This window comes from Bradyrhizobium sp. AUGA SZCCT0158 (assembly GCF_018130065.1).
Taxonomy (GTDB): domain Bacteria; phylum Pseudomonadota; class Alphaproteobacteria; order Rhizobiales; family Xanthobacteraceae; genus Bradyrhizobium.
This window is the reverse complement of record NZ_JAFCME010000019.1, coordinates 52,160-66,817: the sequence shown is the minus strand read 5'-3', so window position 1 is coordinate 66,817 and position 14,658 is coordinate 52,160. Positions and strand designations below refer to the sequence as shown.

The 14,658-nt window shown below is 62.8% G+C and carries 14 protein-coding genes; 4 read left to right on the top strand and 10 right to left on the bottom strand.

All coding sequences use genetic code 11. The annotated features are described in order from the left end of the window. The first annotated feature begins 91 nt into the window (after nt 1-91). On the top strand, nt 92-1,399 hold the full coding sequence (locus JQ574_RS25030) for an adenylate/guanylate cyclase domain-containing protein (RefSeq protein ID WP_212207109.1): 1,308 nt from the start codon (nt 92-94) through the stop codon (nt 1,397-1,399). A gap of 34 nt (nt 1,400-1,433) precedes the next feature. On the opposite strand, the gene JQ574_RS25025 is transcribed toward JQ574_RS25030, so the two are convergent. The 8 genes from JQ574_RS25025 to JQ574_RS24990 are packed head-to-tail and all read right to left on the bottom strand — an operon-like array spanning nt 1,434 to nt 9,441. Then, nucleotides 1,434-2,441, bottom strand: coding sequence for an NAD(P)-dependent alcohol dehydrogenase (locus tag JQ574_RS25025; RefSeq protein WP_212207110.1), 1,008 nt, complete (start codon nt 2,439-2,441; stop codon nt 1,434-1,436). A 26-nt stretch (nt 2,442-2,467) separates the two neighbouring features. After that, entirely contained in the window at nt 2,468-3,238 is a 771-nt protein-coding gene (locus JQ574_RS25020) for a glucose 1-dehydrogenase (protein WP_212207111.1), read from the bottom strand. Between the two features lie 14 nt (nt 3,239-3,252). After that, nucleotides 3,253-4,020, bottom strand: a complete 768-nt coding sequence (locus JQ574_RS25015) for an SDR family NAD(P)-dependent oxidoreductase (protein WP_212383975.1) — start codon at nt 4,018-4,020, stop codon at nt 3,253-3,255. Then, complete coding sequence (locus JQ574_RS25010) at nt 4,017-5,132, bottom strand: ABC transporter ATP-binding protein (protein ID WP_212207113.1); 1,116 nt, start codon at nt 5,130-5,132, stop codon at nt 4,017-4,019. Before JQ574_RS25010 ends, JQ574_RS25015 begins: the two co-directional genes overlap by 4 nt. Before the next feature lie 25 nt (nt 5,133-5,157). After that, nucleotides 5,158-6,015 carry a carbohydrate ABC transporter permease gene (locus JQ574_RS25005; protein ID WP_212383974.1) on the bottom strand — a complete coding sequence of 286 codons (858 nt, stop codon included), beginning with the start codon at nt 6,013-6,015 and terminating at the stop codon, nt 5,158-5,160. Then, entirely contained in the window at nt 6,008-6,883 is an 876-nt protein-coding gene (locus JQ574_RS25000) for a carbohydrate ABC transporter permease (RefSeq protein WP_212207115.1), read from the bottom strand. Before JQ574_RS25000 ends, JQ574_RS25005 begins: the two co-directional genes overlap by 8 nt. A gap of 44 nt (nt 6,884-6,927) precedes the next feature. Next, the gene (locus JQ574_RS24995; protein ID WP_212207116.1) at nt 6,928-8,211 is read right to left on the bottom strand and encodes an ABC transporter substrate-binding protein; all 1,284 of its coding nucleotides are present in this window, start codon (nt 8,209-8,211) and stop codon (nt 6,928-6,930) included. Nucleotides 8,212-8,268: 57 nt separating this feature from the next. After that, nucleotides 8,269-9,441, bottom strand: coding sequence for an ROK family transcriptional regulator (locus JQ574_RS24990; protein ID WP_212383979.1), 1,173 nt, complete (start codon nt 9,439-9,441; stop codon nt 8,269-8,271). Between the two features lie 333 nt (nt 9,442-9,774). Between JQ574_RS24990 and JQ574_RS24985 the strand changes: the two genes are divergently transcribed. Next, on the top strand, nt 9,775-10,533 hold the full coding sequence (locus JQ574_RS24985) for an SDR family NAD(P)-dependent oxidoreductase (protein ID WP_212207117.1): 759 nt from the start codon (nt 9,775-9,777) through the stop codon (nt 10,531-10,533). A 205-nt stretch (nt 10,534-10,738) separates the two neighbouring features. On the opposite strand, the gene JQ574_RS24980 is transcribed toward JQ574_RS24985, so the two are convergent. Both JQ574_RS24980 and JQ574_RS24975 read right to left on the bottom strand, forming a co-directional pair. Beyond that, the gene (locus JQ574_RS24980) at nt 10,739-11,293 is read right to left on the bottom strand and encodes an ActR/PrrA/RegA family redox response regulator transcription factor (protein ID WP_192736382.1); all 555 of its coding nucleotides are present in this window, start codon (nt 11,291-11,293) and stop codon (nt 10,739-10,741) included. 147 nt (nt 11,294-11,440) lie between these two features. Next, nucleotides 11,441-12,790 carry an ActS/PrrB/RegB family redox-sensitive histidine kinase gene (locus JQ574_RS24975; RefSeq protein WP_212207118.1) on the bottom strand — a complete coding sequence of 450 codons (1,350 nt, stop codon included), beginning with the start codon at nt 12,788-12,790 and terminating at the stop codon, nt 11,441-11,443. Between the two features lie 138 nt (nt 12,791-12,928). Between JQ574_RS24975 and JQ574_RS24970 the strand changes: the two genes are divergently transcribed. Beyond that, nucleotides 12,929-13,723: an ABC transporter ATP-binding protein gene (locus JQ574_RS24970; RefSeq protein WP_212207119.1), complete on the top strand. Its 795-nt coding sequence runs from the start codon at nt 12,929-12,931 to the stop codon at nt 13,721-13,723. Continuing rightward, nucleotides 13,720-14,538 (top strand): ABC transporter permease, encoded by an 819-nt coding sequence (locus tag JQ574_RS24965; protein ID WP_212207120.1) that lies wholly within the window; start codon nt 13,720-13,722, stop codon nt 14,536-14,538. Before JQ574_RS24970 ends, JQ574_RS24965 begins: the two co-directional genes overlap by 4 nt. The last annotated feature ends 120 nt before the right edge of the window (nt 14,539-14,658 follow it).

Sequence of the window (14,658 nt, the reverse complement as noted above, 5' to 3'; positions counted from 1 at the left end):
TGCACGCAAAGGACGACGATCGGAGCCGAGCTCGATGCCGTTCGTCCTCCGAGCAGAAGACCGAGGACTGCAATAAGCGGCGCGCGGACCCATGAATGACTTCGTATTGCCTACCACGCGATACGCGCTCAGCGGCGATACAAACATCGCATATCAGACCATGGGCGGCGGCCCCATCGACATTCTCATGGTTCCCGGGATCGTGTCCCATGTCGAATTTTCACACGAGCTTCCAGGATACACGGCCTTTTTGCGCCGCCTTTCGACATTCGCACGCGTCGTCACATTCGACAAAAGAGGTCAGGGATTATCAGACAGGCTTTCCGGCACTCCGCCGCTTGAACAGCGCATAGATGACGTTCGTGCCATCATGGACGACATCGGATCACGCCAAGCCGTGCTTTGGGGTTTCTCCGAAGGCGCCCCGATGAGCGCCCTGTTTGCCGCCACCCATCCCGACCGGGTGTCGCATCTCATTCTCTTCGGCGGCTATCCGAAGGCATTCGCCACGGAAGCAATGATCCTGGAACGCGTCAGGCTTTGGGGGACCGGAGCCATGATCAAGCAGCTGATCCCCGATCAAGCAGCGGATCCCGAAGCCGTTGCCCAGTTTGCGAAGTTCCAGCGGCTATCGGCAAGTCCGGGAACCTACAAGGCGTTCGGCCTGTTGAATATCCTCATCGACATCAGGCCGATTCTTCCCAGCGTGCGCGTGCCGACGCTGGTGCTTCATCGGCGCAGCGATACCCTCGTTCCCATTGAGCATGGTCGCAATCTTGCAGCGCAGATACCTGCTGCAAAATTCATCGAGTACGAAGGCGGCAATCACGCATTCTGGACCGGTGATGTGGATACGCTGATCGGTGACGTCGAAGAATTTGTAACGGGACACCGCGAAAGCTCATCGGACAGTCTTGAGCGGGTGTTAGCCACCGTTCTTTTCACCGATATCGTTGAATCGACGCGCCGCGCCACCGAATTGGGCGACCAGACATGGCGGAGATTGCTGGATAGCCACGATCAAATCGCAAGGCAGATGATCGAGAAGCATCGCGGAAGTTTGATCAAGACCACGGGCGATGGAATTCTGGCGACGTTCGACGGACCGGGTCGCGCCGTTCGATGTGCCCTGGCATTCGAAACGGCGGCCAAGCAGATTGGATTGCCGCTGCGCGCAGGGCTGCATACCGGCGAGGTCGAAATGAGAGGTCGTGATATCGGCGGCGTCGCCGTGCACGCGGCGGCCCGCGTCATGGGGGAATGTGGTCCCAGCGAGGTTCTGGTATCGAGAGTCGTCACCGACTTGGTGGCCGGCGCGGGTCTGAAGTTCTCCGAACGCGGATCGCATGAACTGAAAGGCCTTCCGGGTCGCTGGGATCTCTTCGCGGCGAGCGTCTAAGCTTCGCATCGCGCGCGGAGACAAAATCCTCAGCTTACGGAAACGCAATCGTGATCTTGCCGAAATGGCCGGCCTGCTGCATCAGCCGCAGCGCGTCCGGCACTTCGGTGAAACCGAGCGTTCGGTCGATCACGGGTTTCATGCGGTTCTGCCCGATCGCCGCGGCCATGTTTTCAAACATTTTTCGGCTGCCGACCGAGAGCCCGATCACGTGCAGGTTCTTGCTGAACAGGCTCGGGATCGAAATCTGCTGGGAAAAGCCGGACAGCACCCCGATCACGAGGATGGTGCCGCCGACGCGCGCGGCCTCGATCGATTGCGCAAAAGTGTCCTTGCCGCCGACTTCGACGACGTGATCGACGCCGCCACCGGCCCAGTCCGCGGCGGCCTTGCCCCATTCGGCGACCGCGCGATAGTTGATCGTATGGTCCGCGCCCAGCGCTTTCGCGCGTTCGAGCTTTTCGTCGCTCGACGACGTCACGATCACAGTGGTGCCCGCCAGCTTGGCGAACTGCAGCGCGAAAATCGAAACCCCGCCGGTACCCTGCACCAGGACGGTCTGCCCCGGCCGCAGATGGGCTTCGTCGAACAGCGACCGCCAGGCGGTGAGCCCAGCGCATGGCAACGTGGCGGCCTCCACAAAACTCAAATGATCGGGAATGCGGCTGACGCCTTCGGCGTCAAGCAGCAGCAGTTCCTGCAGCACACCCGGGCGCGTTCCGCCAAGCGCGAGGCGGCGGCCGCTGGCTGAAGGCCCGCCGTCGAACCAGGATTGAAAGAACATCGGGCACACACGATCGCCGACCGCGACCCGGCTGACGCCGGCCCCCACGGCGGCAATCTCGCCGGCTCCGTCGGAGAATGGGATCAGCGGAAGCCTGTAGGCGCCGCCCTGGCCCGTCACGGTCAGAAGGTCGCGATAGTTCAGCGATGCCGCACGCATTCGGACGACGACCTGGCCGGGGCCCGGTTCGGGCTCCGGCCGATCGACCAGTTCCAAGGCGTCGATCGACCACTCGCGTTCGACTTGCCAGACTTTCAACAAAGCCTCCCGTATTTTCGGCGATGCTACGCCGCGAAATACCCGCCGTCGACCACCTGCGACGCGCCGGTCATGAACGACGCCTTGTCGGAACACATCCAGACCACGGCTTCCGCGATTTCCTCGGGCACGCCCATGCGGTTCATCGGCACCTTCGCCAACGTGGCATCGAGCCGCGTCTCCACCACCTCCCTGGTCATGGGCGTTGTGATATAGCCGGGATTGACGCAGTTCACGCGGATGCCGTCCTGCGCATACTCGATCGCCGCGGTCTTTGTCAGCCCAACCACGCCGTGCTTCGCCGCCACATAGTGCCCGGATGTCGCCAGACCGATCAGCCCGGCGATCGAGGCGGTGTTGACGATGGCGCCGCCACCGCCTTGCGCCAGCATCTGCACGATCTCGTGCTTCATGCAGAGCCACACGCCGGTGAGGTTGATCGCGAGCATGGTGTCGAACGAGATCTGGCTGAGTTCGTGCAGGCGCTGGCGTCCGGGGCCAACCGATCCTCCGGCAACGCCGGCATTGTTGAAGGCGCAGTCGATCCGTCCATAGGCCGCCACGGTGCGCGCGACCATGGCGGCAACGTCGGCTTCCGCGGTGACGTCGCCGCCGATCGCAATCGCCTGACCGCCGGCCGCATTGATCAGGGCGACGGTCCCGGCCGCGTTCTCCTCGGTGCGGTCGGCCACCGCCACCCGCGCACCCTCGCGCGCCATTGCCAGCGACGTCGCCCGTCCGATGCCCGAAGCGCCGCCCGTTACCAGCGCCACCTTGCGATCAAGAATGCCTGCCATGTCTTTGTCTCCTGCTAACCTAGGCCGGCATCGACCGTGAAGCACTGGCGCGTAATTCGGCTGCTTTCGTCGGACGCCAAAAACAATGCCATGCGCGCGATGTCGTCGGGCGTCACCGCGTCGGGAATATCCTGACGCGTGCGTAGCTCGGCGATCTTCTGCTCGTCAGGATACCACAGCCGGCGCTGGCGCTCGGTGATCACCATCCCGGGTGCGATGGCGTTGACGCGAATGCGATCAGGTCCAACCGACCGGGCCAGGGAATTGGTGAAGCCGACAATCGCCGCCTTTGCCGCCGCGTAGACCGGCAGCCCCGGTGCGCCGCGCTTCCATGCCACGGACGACATGTTGATGATCGAACCGCCGCCCAGCGCCTGCATCTGCGGCACCACGGCCTGTGCGGCAAAGAAAACGTGCTTGAGGTTGACGGCGATCGACCAGTCGAATTCTTCAGGCGACACCTCTGAAAGCACCTGGCGCTGATCGTTGGCGGCGTTGTTGACCAGCACCGCGGTATCGCCGAGCGCGGCGCGGACCTGCTCCATTGCAGCGCGCAAGGCGTCGATATCCAGCAAGTCGCAAGGCACGAACAGCGGCGCCGAGCCGGATGCGTCCGTTACCTCGCGTACCAACGCTTCGCCGGCGGCGGCGTCGATGTCGAGGAACGCGACACGGGTCTTTTGTGCGGCGAATGCCCGCACGAACGCGGCGCCGATGCCGCTGGCGCCTCCGGTGATCAACACGACGCGACCCGCAAGGCTAGGGTAAAGGGCGTGGGTCATGCGATCAGACGCTCCGTCACCGGGTCAAACAGGCAAATCCGACGCGTGTCCAGCGCGAAGGCGGCAAGCTTACCGGGCTCGGGCCTGATGTCCGGCGAGATGCGCGCCAGCACCTGCTCACCGCCGAGCCGCAGCAACACGATGGTCTCCGCGCCGGTGGGCTCGACCATCTCGACCGGCGCTTGGACGACGATCGGTGCGCCCGATGCGCCCGAAAAACTGCGGCTGCCCTCGGCAATGCATTCCGGCCTGATCCCCAGCACCACGTCGCGGCCGACAAAGGCCGCGGCCGCGTCGTATCCCTGCAGGCGAAGGCGGACCTCGTCGGGCCGCCCGGCGCCGATCACCACCACCGGCCCGCCATCATCAGCCACCAGCCGCGCCGGCATCGTGTTCATGGGCGGCGAGCCCATGAAGCGGGCGACGAACAAATTGGCCGGGTAGCGGTACACCGTATCCGGATCGGCGAATTGCTGCACCTCGCCGTGATGCATGACGGCGATCCTTGTTGCCATCGTCATCGCCTCGATCTGGTCGTGGGTGACATAGACGATCGTCGCGCCGATGCGCTGGTGCAGCCGCTTGATCTCCATCCGCATCTCGACGCGCAGTTTGGCGTCGAGATTGGAGAGCGGTTCGTCGAACAGGAACAGCAGGGGATCGCGCACCAGGGCGCGGCCCATCGCCACGCGCTGGCGCTGGCCGCCGGACAATTGCGACGGCTTGCGGCCGAGCAGCGGCTCGATCTGCAGCAGGCGGGCGACATTGGCCAGCGCCTTTTCCTGCTCGGCTTTTGGAACATGGCGACATTCCATGCCGAAGGTGATGTTCTGGCGCACCGTCATCGACGGATATAGTGCATAGGACTGGAACACCATCGCGATGTCGCGGTCCTTTGGCGCGATGTCGTTGACGACCCGTCCGCCGATTTCCACGGTCCCCGCGCTGGGACGGTCCAGCCCGGCCACGATGTTGAGCAGGGTGGATTTTCCGCAGCCGGATGGCCCGACCAGCACGGTGAATTCACCGCTCTCGATGTCGAGGTCGATCCCCTTCAACACTTCCAGATTGGCGTACCGCTTCGACAGGGCACGGATGCTCAACGCTGCCATGACTTCCCCTTCAATGACTTCCCCTTCATTTCACGGCGCCGGCGGTAAGGCCGCGTACGAAGTATTTGCCACCGATCAGATAGATCAACAGGGTAGGCAGGGCCGCGATCATCACCGCGGCGCTTTGCACGCCATGATGCGGGATATCGGCGACCGCGGCCGAGAGCGCGATCAGCGCGGCGGTGACCGGTTGCTGTTGGCCGGTCGTGAATGTCACGCCATAGAGGAACTCGTTCCAGATATGCGTGAACTGCCAGATCACGGTGACAACCAGGATGGGCGGCGAGAGTGGGAGAATGATGCGCCAGAAAATGCGAAAGAACCCCGCGCCATCGATGCGCGCGGCCCTGATCAACTCCTGCGGGATGGCAACGTAGTAGTTCCGGCAGAACAAGACGGTAAAGGAGAGTCCCTGGATCGTGTGGATCAGCACCAGGCCCGTTAGCGTGTTCATCAGGCCCGTATCGCGCAACACGATGGTCCAGGGCAGCAAGCGCATCTGTTGCGGCAGGAAGATGCCCAGCGTGACGATGCCGTAGATCCAGTTGTCGCCGCGAAAGCGCCAGAGCGAAACCGCGTAACCGGCGACCGCACCAAGCAGGGTGGAGAAGATCGTCGCCGGAATGGTGACGAGCGCGGAGTTCAACATGTAGGGGCGGATGCCGACACAGGTCTGCGCCAAGCAGAAGTCGGACCAGGCTGTGAGGTAGTTGCCAAAGGCCCACTGCCGCGGCCAGCCGATCATCGAGGTCTGGACGATTTCCTCATTGCTGCGCAGCGAATTCAGCACGACGACGATCAGTGGTACGAGCCACGCCGCCGCGATCAGCGAAACGACGAGATAAATCAGCATGCGGCTCGGCGCGAAGGTTCGATCACGCATGGGGGGCCCGACGTTGCTGGAGATATTGCCACGCCGCGTACGGCAGAAGCACCGAGAGAAGAATCAGCAACATCAGCACGGCCGCCGCCGCCCCCCGGCCGAGCAGGTTGCGCTGGAACATCAGGTCGTAGACAACAAGGGCCGGCAACTGGGTCGCGATTCCAGGGCCGCCGTTGGTCAGCGCGCGGACGAGGTCGAATGTCGAAATGGCGAACTGCAGCTGGATCACGATGACAGTTATGGTGATCGGCCAGAGCGTCGGCAGGATGACGCGCCGGTACATCCGGACCGGTCCGGCGCCGTCGATCTGCGCCGCCTTGATCAGGTCGGCATCGACGGACCTGAGGCCGGCGAGGAAGAGCGCCATGGCGAAGCCCGAGGATTGCCAGATCGCAGCGATGACGATCGTCCAGATCGCCATGTCGCGGTCGATCAGCCAATCGAACCGGAAGGAAGTCCAGCCGAAATCGTGGACGAGCTTCTGGATCCCGATGCCGGGATTGAGCAGCCAGCTCCAGACCGTGCCGGTGACCACGAACGATACCGCCAGGGGGTAGAGGAAGATGGACCGCAGTACGTTCTCGCCGCGAATGCGCTGATCGAGCAGGATCGCGAGTGTGAGACCTGTCACCAGGCTGAGCAGCACGAACGCACTGCCGAACAGCAGCAGATTGTCGAAGGCGATTTGCCAGTTCCGCGACGCCAAAACCGAGGTGTAGTTGCGCAAACCGACCCAGCCCGACACCGGGACCAGCGTGGACGGCGTGAATGAGATCCAGATGGTCCACAGCGAAAACGAAACGAGGTGCGCGGCCGACAACAGCAGCGGTACCCAGATCGTCAGATACTCGGGCAGCCGGCGCACCATTTCTGGTGTCGTCGTCCGCCCTGCTCGCGGTGACGCTGCGTCTCTCAACGCGCGCTCTCGACGGCCTCGGCGAGGCGGGTGACCGCCTGCTCCGGCTTGATCGTCTTGTTCTTCACATACTCCGTGATCACGTCGATCAACGCAGCGGTCAGGCCGTTTTCCTGTGCCATGTTGTGCGCGACGCTGAGAACCGCCTGATTGCTGGCGATCGCGTCTTTCAGCGCTGCTGCGGTTCGGCGTTGACCGTCCGACCAGCCTTCGCCGGAAAGATCAACATCGGTGCGCACGGGTATCGATCCCGTGATCTGCGAATACATGGTCTGGATGGCGGGATCCATGACGAGTTGCGCCATCAGCGCCTGGCCGGCCTGCAGGTCGGGCTCCTTGCGCTGCCAGAATATGAACGCGTCGGCATTCAACAGGAACACCGGCTTGCCGTTGTCGCTGGGGCCGGGCGTAATCATGAAGTCCTCGAACTTGAAACCGGCATTGCGCAACACACCCTGCGCCCACCCGCCCATGATCATCATGCCCATGTCACCGTCGACGAAGCGCTTCAGGTTGGTCGAAAAGTGCTGGGCGCCGACGTTGGGGTCCATCCAGTCGGCGATCTTGCGCACCTGGACGAAGGCGGCCTTGATCTCGGGGCCCTCGAGGGCCTTCTTGTCGAGGTTCATGATGGCTGCGCGGTATGCGGCGGGACTGATGCCTGCCAGGGAGGCCTCGAATTTCTGCCCGTCATCGGGGCGGGTGCCGCCGTTGGCGATGGGATAGGCAACTCCGCCCGCTTTCATCTTTTCGGCCAGGTCGTTGAAGTCTGCCCATGTGACGGGGATCTTGTCGGCCTTGGCCTTGTCCATCGCGCGCTTGGACAGAAACAGCATGTTGGTGCTGTAGATCTGCAACGGCAGCGCAATCCACTTGCCACCGGGCTTGTGCAGTTTCGCAAGGTCCGGGGCAACGACCTTTTCGTAGCCGGCCGCAGCGACCAGTTCATCGAGACTCACGGTCGGGGCGATCTTCGACCAGGCCGCAATCTCGGGTCCCTTGAGCTGCGAACAGGCCGGCGGATCGCCGGCCATGATCTGGGCACGCAGCTTGTTCATCATTTCGGTGGTGAAGCCGGGGACGGGCGAGTGCTGCCAAATCCCGCCCTTCTCCTCGAATTTCTTGCCGAGCGCCGTGATCGCCGCCCCATCGCTGCCGGCAGACCATTGCGAGATGGCGGTCAGGCGCGGCTTGATCGCGCTTTGCGCGCGGGCGAACGCCGGCAGCGCGAGCGCGGCTGCGGATCCAGCGAGCAGACGACGCCTTGTGATCATTGGCATGGTACGTTCCTCCCGGTTTCAAAACCTTGACGCGTTGGCCGCGTCGTTCATTGCTTGTCAGGCGGCCTCCGCCGATGAGGCCGGCATGCCGCCGCGGCAGGCCAGACAGCAGGCTGCAAAGGCCAGTGCGGCATTCGGATCATTGCCGCTCGAAGGCGGCACGAAAGCGAGTGACACCTGGGCGAATTTTCGCCCGCCCATCACGCAGGCATCGATCCCGTCGACCAGCGCCTTTCGATCTGCTTCCGCGAGAACAGACGGCCAGCCGCTGATGGCCACGCCGGCACAAGGCTTGACGTTCAGCGTGTTGCCGATTGCAAGGCCAAGCCGGAACAGCCGGCGCCGCAACTCCTGGCGCACGCCGGCTGGGAACGTGATCGCATTTACCCACTCGTCGCCGAGCTGCAGCAATTCCGCCTCACCAACACCGAGAAGTCCGGCCAAGGCCGGAAGCGACGTATAGGCCTCGACACAGCCGTGATGGCCGCAGCGACAAGATGGGCCGCCATCGCCGAACACCATGTGGCCGAGCTCGACCGGCTGCAAAGCATCGGCTTCGATCGGGTCGTCCATCCAGGCGCCTCCCACGCCCTGGCCGACAAAGACGAACAGATGCGGCCCGGCAAACGGATAATCTTCCGTGCGGCAGCGATGAAACGTGGCATGCGCCACGACCGAATTGGTGATCGCGACCGGCACGTCCGCAAACATCTCGGCAAGCATGCCGCGAACGCGCTTGACGTCGCACGGAATGATCGGATTGACGAGCTCGCTCAATCGGCCAAGCCCCGGGACCGAAACGCCGATCTGCGAGAGCTGAACCCGATGCTGCCGCGTCCAGTCCTGCAGCGATTGCAGCGCCTGGTGAAACAGCCGGCTGACGGATTTGACGGTCGGCGATTTAGCCAGCGGCAGGCGTTCGGTAAAATGCAGTTCGCCGGAAAGCCCGCCGACCCCGACGGTCAGCCGCTGGCCGGTCAGCTCGATGGCCGCCAGCCTTACCGAGCTGTCGAGAGATACCAAACCTGTCGGGCCACCGAAATAAGGCGCAGGCTGTTTCACTTCCTCGATCAGGCCCTCCGCCTTCAGATCGAACAGGATGCGCGACAGGCTCGCCTCGGACAGGCGCACGGCCTTGGCCAAAGGCGGTCGAAACATGCCGCCCGACTGAAGCAGATGCCCCAGAATGGCCGCACGCGTCTGCCGCCGACTTCTCGGCTGCTCCGGCATTTCCGTCCCTGTCGTCATTCTTACTTAGTGTAAGAATGTGCGCGCGAAACATTTCAACTGTCAAGCCGCCTGCCGGCTCAAGGCATGGGTTGCGGTTGTGCGCAGCGGCAGGATTGGTGATGCAAACGTTCGCTTCGAAGCGGCCGGCTGATCTGTACCGTTCGCGCCTTCGCGCAAACCCGTGGTGTCGCAAATCTGATATGCGGCCGCTGGCGCGCTGCGCCGAGATGACGAGCGCCGGCGGTTGTGGTCTATCTCTCGCTGCGCAGCGGGCCCTGGAATCAAAATAGAATCCGGCATCGGCGCCCGCGTCCAGCAACGGTGGATCATTTGATGGCTGCAATCTATCCAGATCTCGAGGGCAAAACTGTATTGGTCACCGGCGGTGGGTCGGGGATAGGCGCGTCGATCGTGCGTGCCTTCGCGCGGCAGAAGGCCAAAGTCGGCTTTCTGGACATCGCCAGAGATCCTTCGACGCGTTTGGTCGATGAGCTCGCTTCACAGGGATTTGCAGTCCGATATGAATATTGCGATGTCACCAACATCGATCATTTGCGCGCCGCGATCGGTCAGATCAGGGCCGGCATTGGGCCGATTCGCGTGTTGATCAACAACGCGGCGCATGATGACCGGCATACGGTCGAGAGCGTCACGCCGGAATATTGGGATGACAGAATTGCCGTCAATCTGAAGCACCAGTTCTTTGCCGCTCAAGCCGTCCTGCCGGACATGCAAGCCGCAAAAGACGGCGCGATCGTCAATTTCGGATCGATCTCCTGGATGACCGCGCAGGGCGGGATGCCGGTGTACACCGCTTCGAAGTCGGCCGTGCTTGGATTGACGCGCGGGCTCGCGCGCGATTACGGCGTCTGGAATATCCGCGTCAACGCCATCGTTCCCGGCTGGATCATGACGGAGCGACAGATCGAGAAATGGGTTACGCCGCAAGGTGAGGCCGACCTGATGAAGGCGCAGTGCCTCAAGCGCAAACTCTATCCGGACGACATCTCAAGGGTCGTGGTGTTCCTAGCCTCGGAAGAAGCGAGCGCGTGCACCAGTCAGCACTATGTCGTCGACGGCGGGAGAACGTGAAGGGTGAGATCGCGAAGTTGTGTTTGCTTGCGATAACCCATCCACGTCGTCCCGGCCTTGAGCCGGGACCCATACGCCGCGGCCCATCGGTGAGAACGCTGGCGTTAGCGACCTTCTGCAACAATGACCGCCGCGGAGAATGGGTCCCCCGATGTGCAATTGCACATCTGAGCTCAAGGCCGGGACGACATCTCGGGGAGGACAGTTACCGCGGCGCGCGCTTGGCCAGAATGCGCTGCAGGGTGCGGCGGTGCATGTTCAGGCGCCGCGCGGTCTCCGAGACGTTGCGGTTGCACATTTCATAGATGCGCTGGATGTGTTCCCAGCGCACGCGGTCCGCCGACATCGGGTTCGCCGGCAGTTCGGATTTCTCGGTGCCGCTGGCTAGCAACGCTGCGACCACGTCGTCGGCGTCGGCGGGCTTCGAGAGATAGTCGACCGCGCCCATCTTCACCGCCGTGACGGCGGTGGCGATGTTGCCATAACCGGTCAGCACGATCGCGCGCGCCTCGGGGCGCTTGCGCTTCAGCGCCGACACCACGTCGAGCCCGTTACCGTCGCCGAGCCGCAGATCCACGACGGCGAAAGCGGGCGCGGAACGGCCGATCTGGGCGAGACCGTCGGACACGGTATCGCACGACGTCACGGCGAAGCCGCGGCTTTCCATCGCGCGCGACAGGCGCTCCAGAAACGGCTTGTCATCCTCGACGATCAGGAGCGAGCGGTCGGTGAGGTCGTTCAGTTCGGTGATGGCGTTCAAGATCGGGTATCCCCGGTTGATGGTGCACTATAGCGTTTTCGAGCGAAGTGGGTACCGGTTCGCGTGAAGAAAACGCGTCAAAACAGACAACTACGATATGGCGTGACCAGACGGCGCTGCCAAGGCCCTCAATAGTCGATCAGGCTGTCATTCGCGGTCGCTGGAACCATTCCAGGAGTCGGTTTCCGGCGCCGTGTCGTCCGCCTCGAAGCGTTCGCGCGGCCAGACGATTTGTACCACAGCGCCGTGATCGGGAAAGGTCCGGTTGGTAAACGAGACCTTGGCGCCGGTGCGCTCCAGCAGGGTACGGGCGATGAAGATGCCGAGCCCAAGGCCGGCGCGCGCGCCTTGGTCCTCATCTGTGCTGCGCCGCCGCGATAAATAGGGCTCGCCGATGCGTTTCAGCATGTCGGGGGCGATGCCCGGGCCGTCGTCGGAAATGATCATCTCGACCGTATCCGCGTTCCACCAGGCGTTAACCTCGACCGTGGTTCGGGCGAAATCGACCGCATTTTCCAGAATGTTGCCAACGCCATAGAGGATGGCGGGGTTACGGGCGCCGACCGGCTCACGCGTTGCTGCGACCGCTAGCCGCACCTTGATGGCGACGCCGAAATCGCGGTGCGGTGCAACCGTTTCCTCGATCAGCGTCGACAGCGGCATGCGATCGAACGGTGCGCCGGAGGAGGAGAGCTGGGTGATCTTGGCCAGGATCTCACGGCAGCGTTGCGCCTGCTCGCGCAGGGTTTTGAGGTCGCCGGCGAGCTGTTCGTTGCCATCAACCGTCTTTTCGAGTTCACGCGAAATCAGGAAGATCGTCGACAGCGGCGTGCCGAGTTCGTGCGCCGCAGCGGCGGCAAGGCCGTCGATCTGGGTGAGGTGCTGCTCGCGGGTCAGCACCAGTTCGGTGGCCGCCAGCGCGTCAGACAGTTTCCGGGACTCCTCGGTGACCTGGAACGCATAGAGCGAGGTGACGCCGATCGCGACCAGGATCGAGAGCCAGACGCCGAACAGGTAGATCGGCGGCAGCACCATCGGGTCTTCGCTGTCCCATGGCAGCGGTAGATGGAAAAACACCAGGGCGGAGGCGCAGGCGACCGCGAGCACACCAAGTGCAATGGTCAGCCGGATCGGCAGCGCCGTCGCCGAGATCAGGACGGGGGCCAGGAACAGGAACGAGAACGGATTTTGCAGCCCGCCGGTGAGGAACAGCAGCGCCGCAAGTTCGACGATGTTGAGCGCAAGCAAGGCGGCCGCATAGACCGGTTCCAGCCGCTGCATCGGATTGAACGCGACCTGCAGCGCGAGATTGACCAGCGCCGAGAGGCCGACAATGGCGACGCAAGGAATGATGGCAACGTCGAACTCCAGCCCGTGCGCCACGATGAAGATCGCGGTGAGCTGGCCGAGCGCCGCCAGCCAGCGCAGCCGCAATATCGTATCGAGACGGACATGGCGGAGTGGATGGCGAAAATCGGAGCCGGAAATTTCAGTCATTCCGCAACTTTAGCCGCGCAGCGCCGCGATCACAAATTTGCGTGCTTTGAGTTGCTCTCGCCGTCATGGCCGGGTCAAGCCCGGGCATGACGACCTTCTTGCGCTAGCCGCTGCAATAGCCCAATGAACGGAGTGGAAATGGTCAATAGCGACGCCACACCGACTCAATCCACCGCGGCCGACCCGGCAGGATCCGCCGCGATCGAGGTCGCGCATCTGATCAAGCTCTACAAGACTACCCGCGCGGTGGACAATGTCTCGTTTCGCATCGCGCGCGGCAGCATCACCGGCCTGCTCGGCGGCAACGGCGCCGGCAAGACCACGACGATAGCGATGATCATGGGTCTGGTGCTGCCGACGTCGGGCCGTATCCAGGTGCTGGGACATCCGATGCCCGAGCAAAGCGCCGAAGTGCTGGGCCGGATGAATTTCGAAAGCCCCTATGTCGACATGCCGATGCGGCTCACGGTGCGGCAGAATCTCACCATCTTCGGCCGGCTCTATGCGGTGGAGAACCTGCGCGAGCGCATCGCGCAGCTTGCCGCCGATCTTGATCTCGAGGAGTTCCTCGACCGCGCCAGCGGAAAACTCTCCGCTGGCCAGAAGACCCGCGTTGCGCTCGCGAAAGCGCTGATCAATCAGCCTGAACTGTTGCTGCTGGACGAGCCGACGGCCTCGCTCGACCCGGATACGGCCGATTGGGTGCGGCAGCATCTGCAGGATTACCGCAAGACACATGATGCGACGATATTGCTGGCATCGCACAACATGCTGGAAGTGGAGCGGCTGTGCGATCGCGTCATCATCATGAAACGCGGCCGGATCGAGGATGACGACAGTCCCGATCAGATCATGGCGCGCTACAACCGCGCGACATTGGAAGAAGTGTTCCTCGACGTCGCGCGCGGGCGGGTGAGGGAAGGCACGCCATGAGCGGGATCGCGATTCATCACGGAATTTCGGTACAGCGCATCAACGCGATGGTGCTGCGTTATTGGTATTTACTGATGTCGTCCTGGCCGCGGCTTCTGGAGCTGATCTACTGGCCGGCGCTGCAGATCATCACCTGGGGCTTCCTGCAGAATTACATTTCGCAGACGTCGGGATTTTTCGCCCAGGCCGGCGGCTCGCTGATCGGCGCGGTCATCCTGTGGGACATCCTGTTCCGCGGCCAGCTCGGCTTTTCGATCTCGTTCCTCGAGGAGATGTGGGCGCGCAACCTCGGCAATCTGATGATGAGCCCGCTGAAGCCGATCGAGTTCCTGATCTCGCTGATGGTGATGAGCCTGATCCGGCTTGCGATCGGCGTGATCCCGATGACGCTGCTGGCGCTGTTCTGCTTCGACTTCAATTTTTTCGCCATCGGCCTGCCGTTGATCGCGTTCTTCTGCAATCTGATCTTCACCAGCTGGTCGATCGGGATCTTCGTGTCGGGTCTGGTGCTGCGCAATGGCCTCGGCGCCGAGAGCATCGTCTGGACGCTGATGTTCGGCCTCATGCCGCTCGCCTGCGTCTATTATCCGGTGTCGGTGCTGCCGGTCTGGCTGCAATATCTCGCCTGGACGCTGCCGCCGACTTACGTGTTCGAGGGCATGCGGGCGCTGTTGATCGACCACGTGTTCCGGACCGACCTGATGGTGTGGTCGCTCGCGATCAACGCGGTGCTGTTTATCGCGTCATTTGCGATCTTTCTTGCCCTTTTGCGCAGCGCCAAACACCACGGCTCGCTGCTCGGCGGCGGTGAATAAGTCGTAAATTCCCGTGTATTTCTGGGGTTTTTGGCCGTTTCGCTCCGTATATATACGGAGGTGTGCATTGACGCGTTATTGCGCATTCGGCACTATGCTGCGGCGCAAAACAGGGGTCTA

Bases quoted from the DNA above. Each gene is read 5' to 3' on its own strand.
- JQ574_RS25030 (WP_212207109.1), top strand. From the start codon at position 92: ATGAATGACTTCGTATTGCCTACCACGCGATACGCGCTCAGCGGCGAT.
- JQ574_RS25020 (WP_212207111.1), bottom strand. From the start codon at position 3,238: ATGGCAGGCATTCTTGATCGCAAGGTGGCGCTGGTAACGGGCGGCGCT.
- JQ574_RS25015 (WP_212383975.1), bottom strand. From the start codon at position 4,020: ATGACCCACGCCCTTTACCCTAGCCTTGCGGGTCGCGTCGTGTTGATC.
- JQ574_RS25010 (WP_212207113.1), bottom strand. From the start codon at position 5,132: ATGGCAGCGTTGAGCATCCGTGCCCTGTCGAAGCGGTACGCCAATCTG.
- JQ574_RS25005 (WP_212383974.1), bottom strand. From the start codon at position 6,015: ATGCGTGATCGAACCTTCGCGCCGAGCCGCATGCTGATTTATCTCGTC.
- JQ574_RS25000 (WP_212207115.1), bottom strand. From the start codon at position 6,883: ATGGTGCGCCGGCTGCCCGAGTATCTGACGATCTGGGTACCGCTGCTG.
- JQ574_RS24995 (WP_212207116.1), bottom strand. From the start codon at position 8,211: ATGCCAATGATCACAAGGCGTCGTCTGCTCGCTGGATCCGCAGCCGCG.
- JQ574_RS24990 (WP_212383979.1), bottom strand. From the start codon at position 9,441: ATGCCGGAGCAGCCGAGAAGTCGGCGGCAGACGCGTGCGGCCATTCTG.
- JQ574_RS24985 (WP_212207117.1), top strand. From the start codon at position 9,775: ATGGCTGCAATCTATCCAGATCTCGAGGGCAAAACTGTATTGGTCACC.
- JQ574_RS24975 (WP_212207118.1), bottom strand. From the start codon at position 12,790: ATGACTGAAATTTCCGGCTCCGATTTTCGCCATCCACTCCGCCATGTC.
- JQ574_RS24970 (WP_212207119.1), top strand. From the start codon at position 12,929: ATGGTCAATAGCGACGCCACACCGACTCAATCCACCGCGGCCGACCCG.
- JQ574_RS24965 (WP_212207120.1), top strand. From the start codon at position 13,720: ATGAGCGGGATCGCGATTCATCACGGAATTTCGGTACAGCGCATCAAC.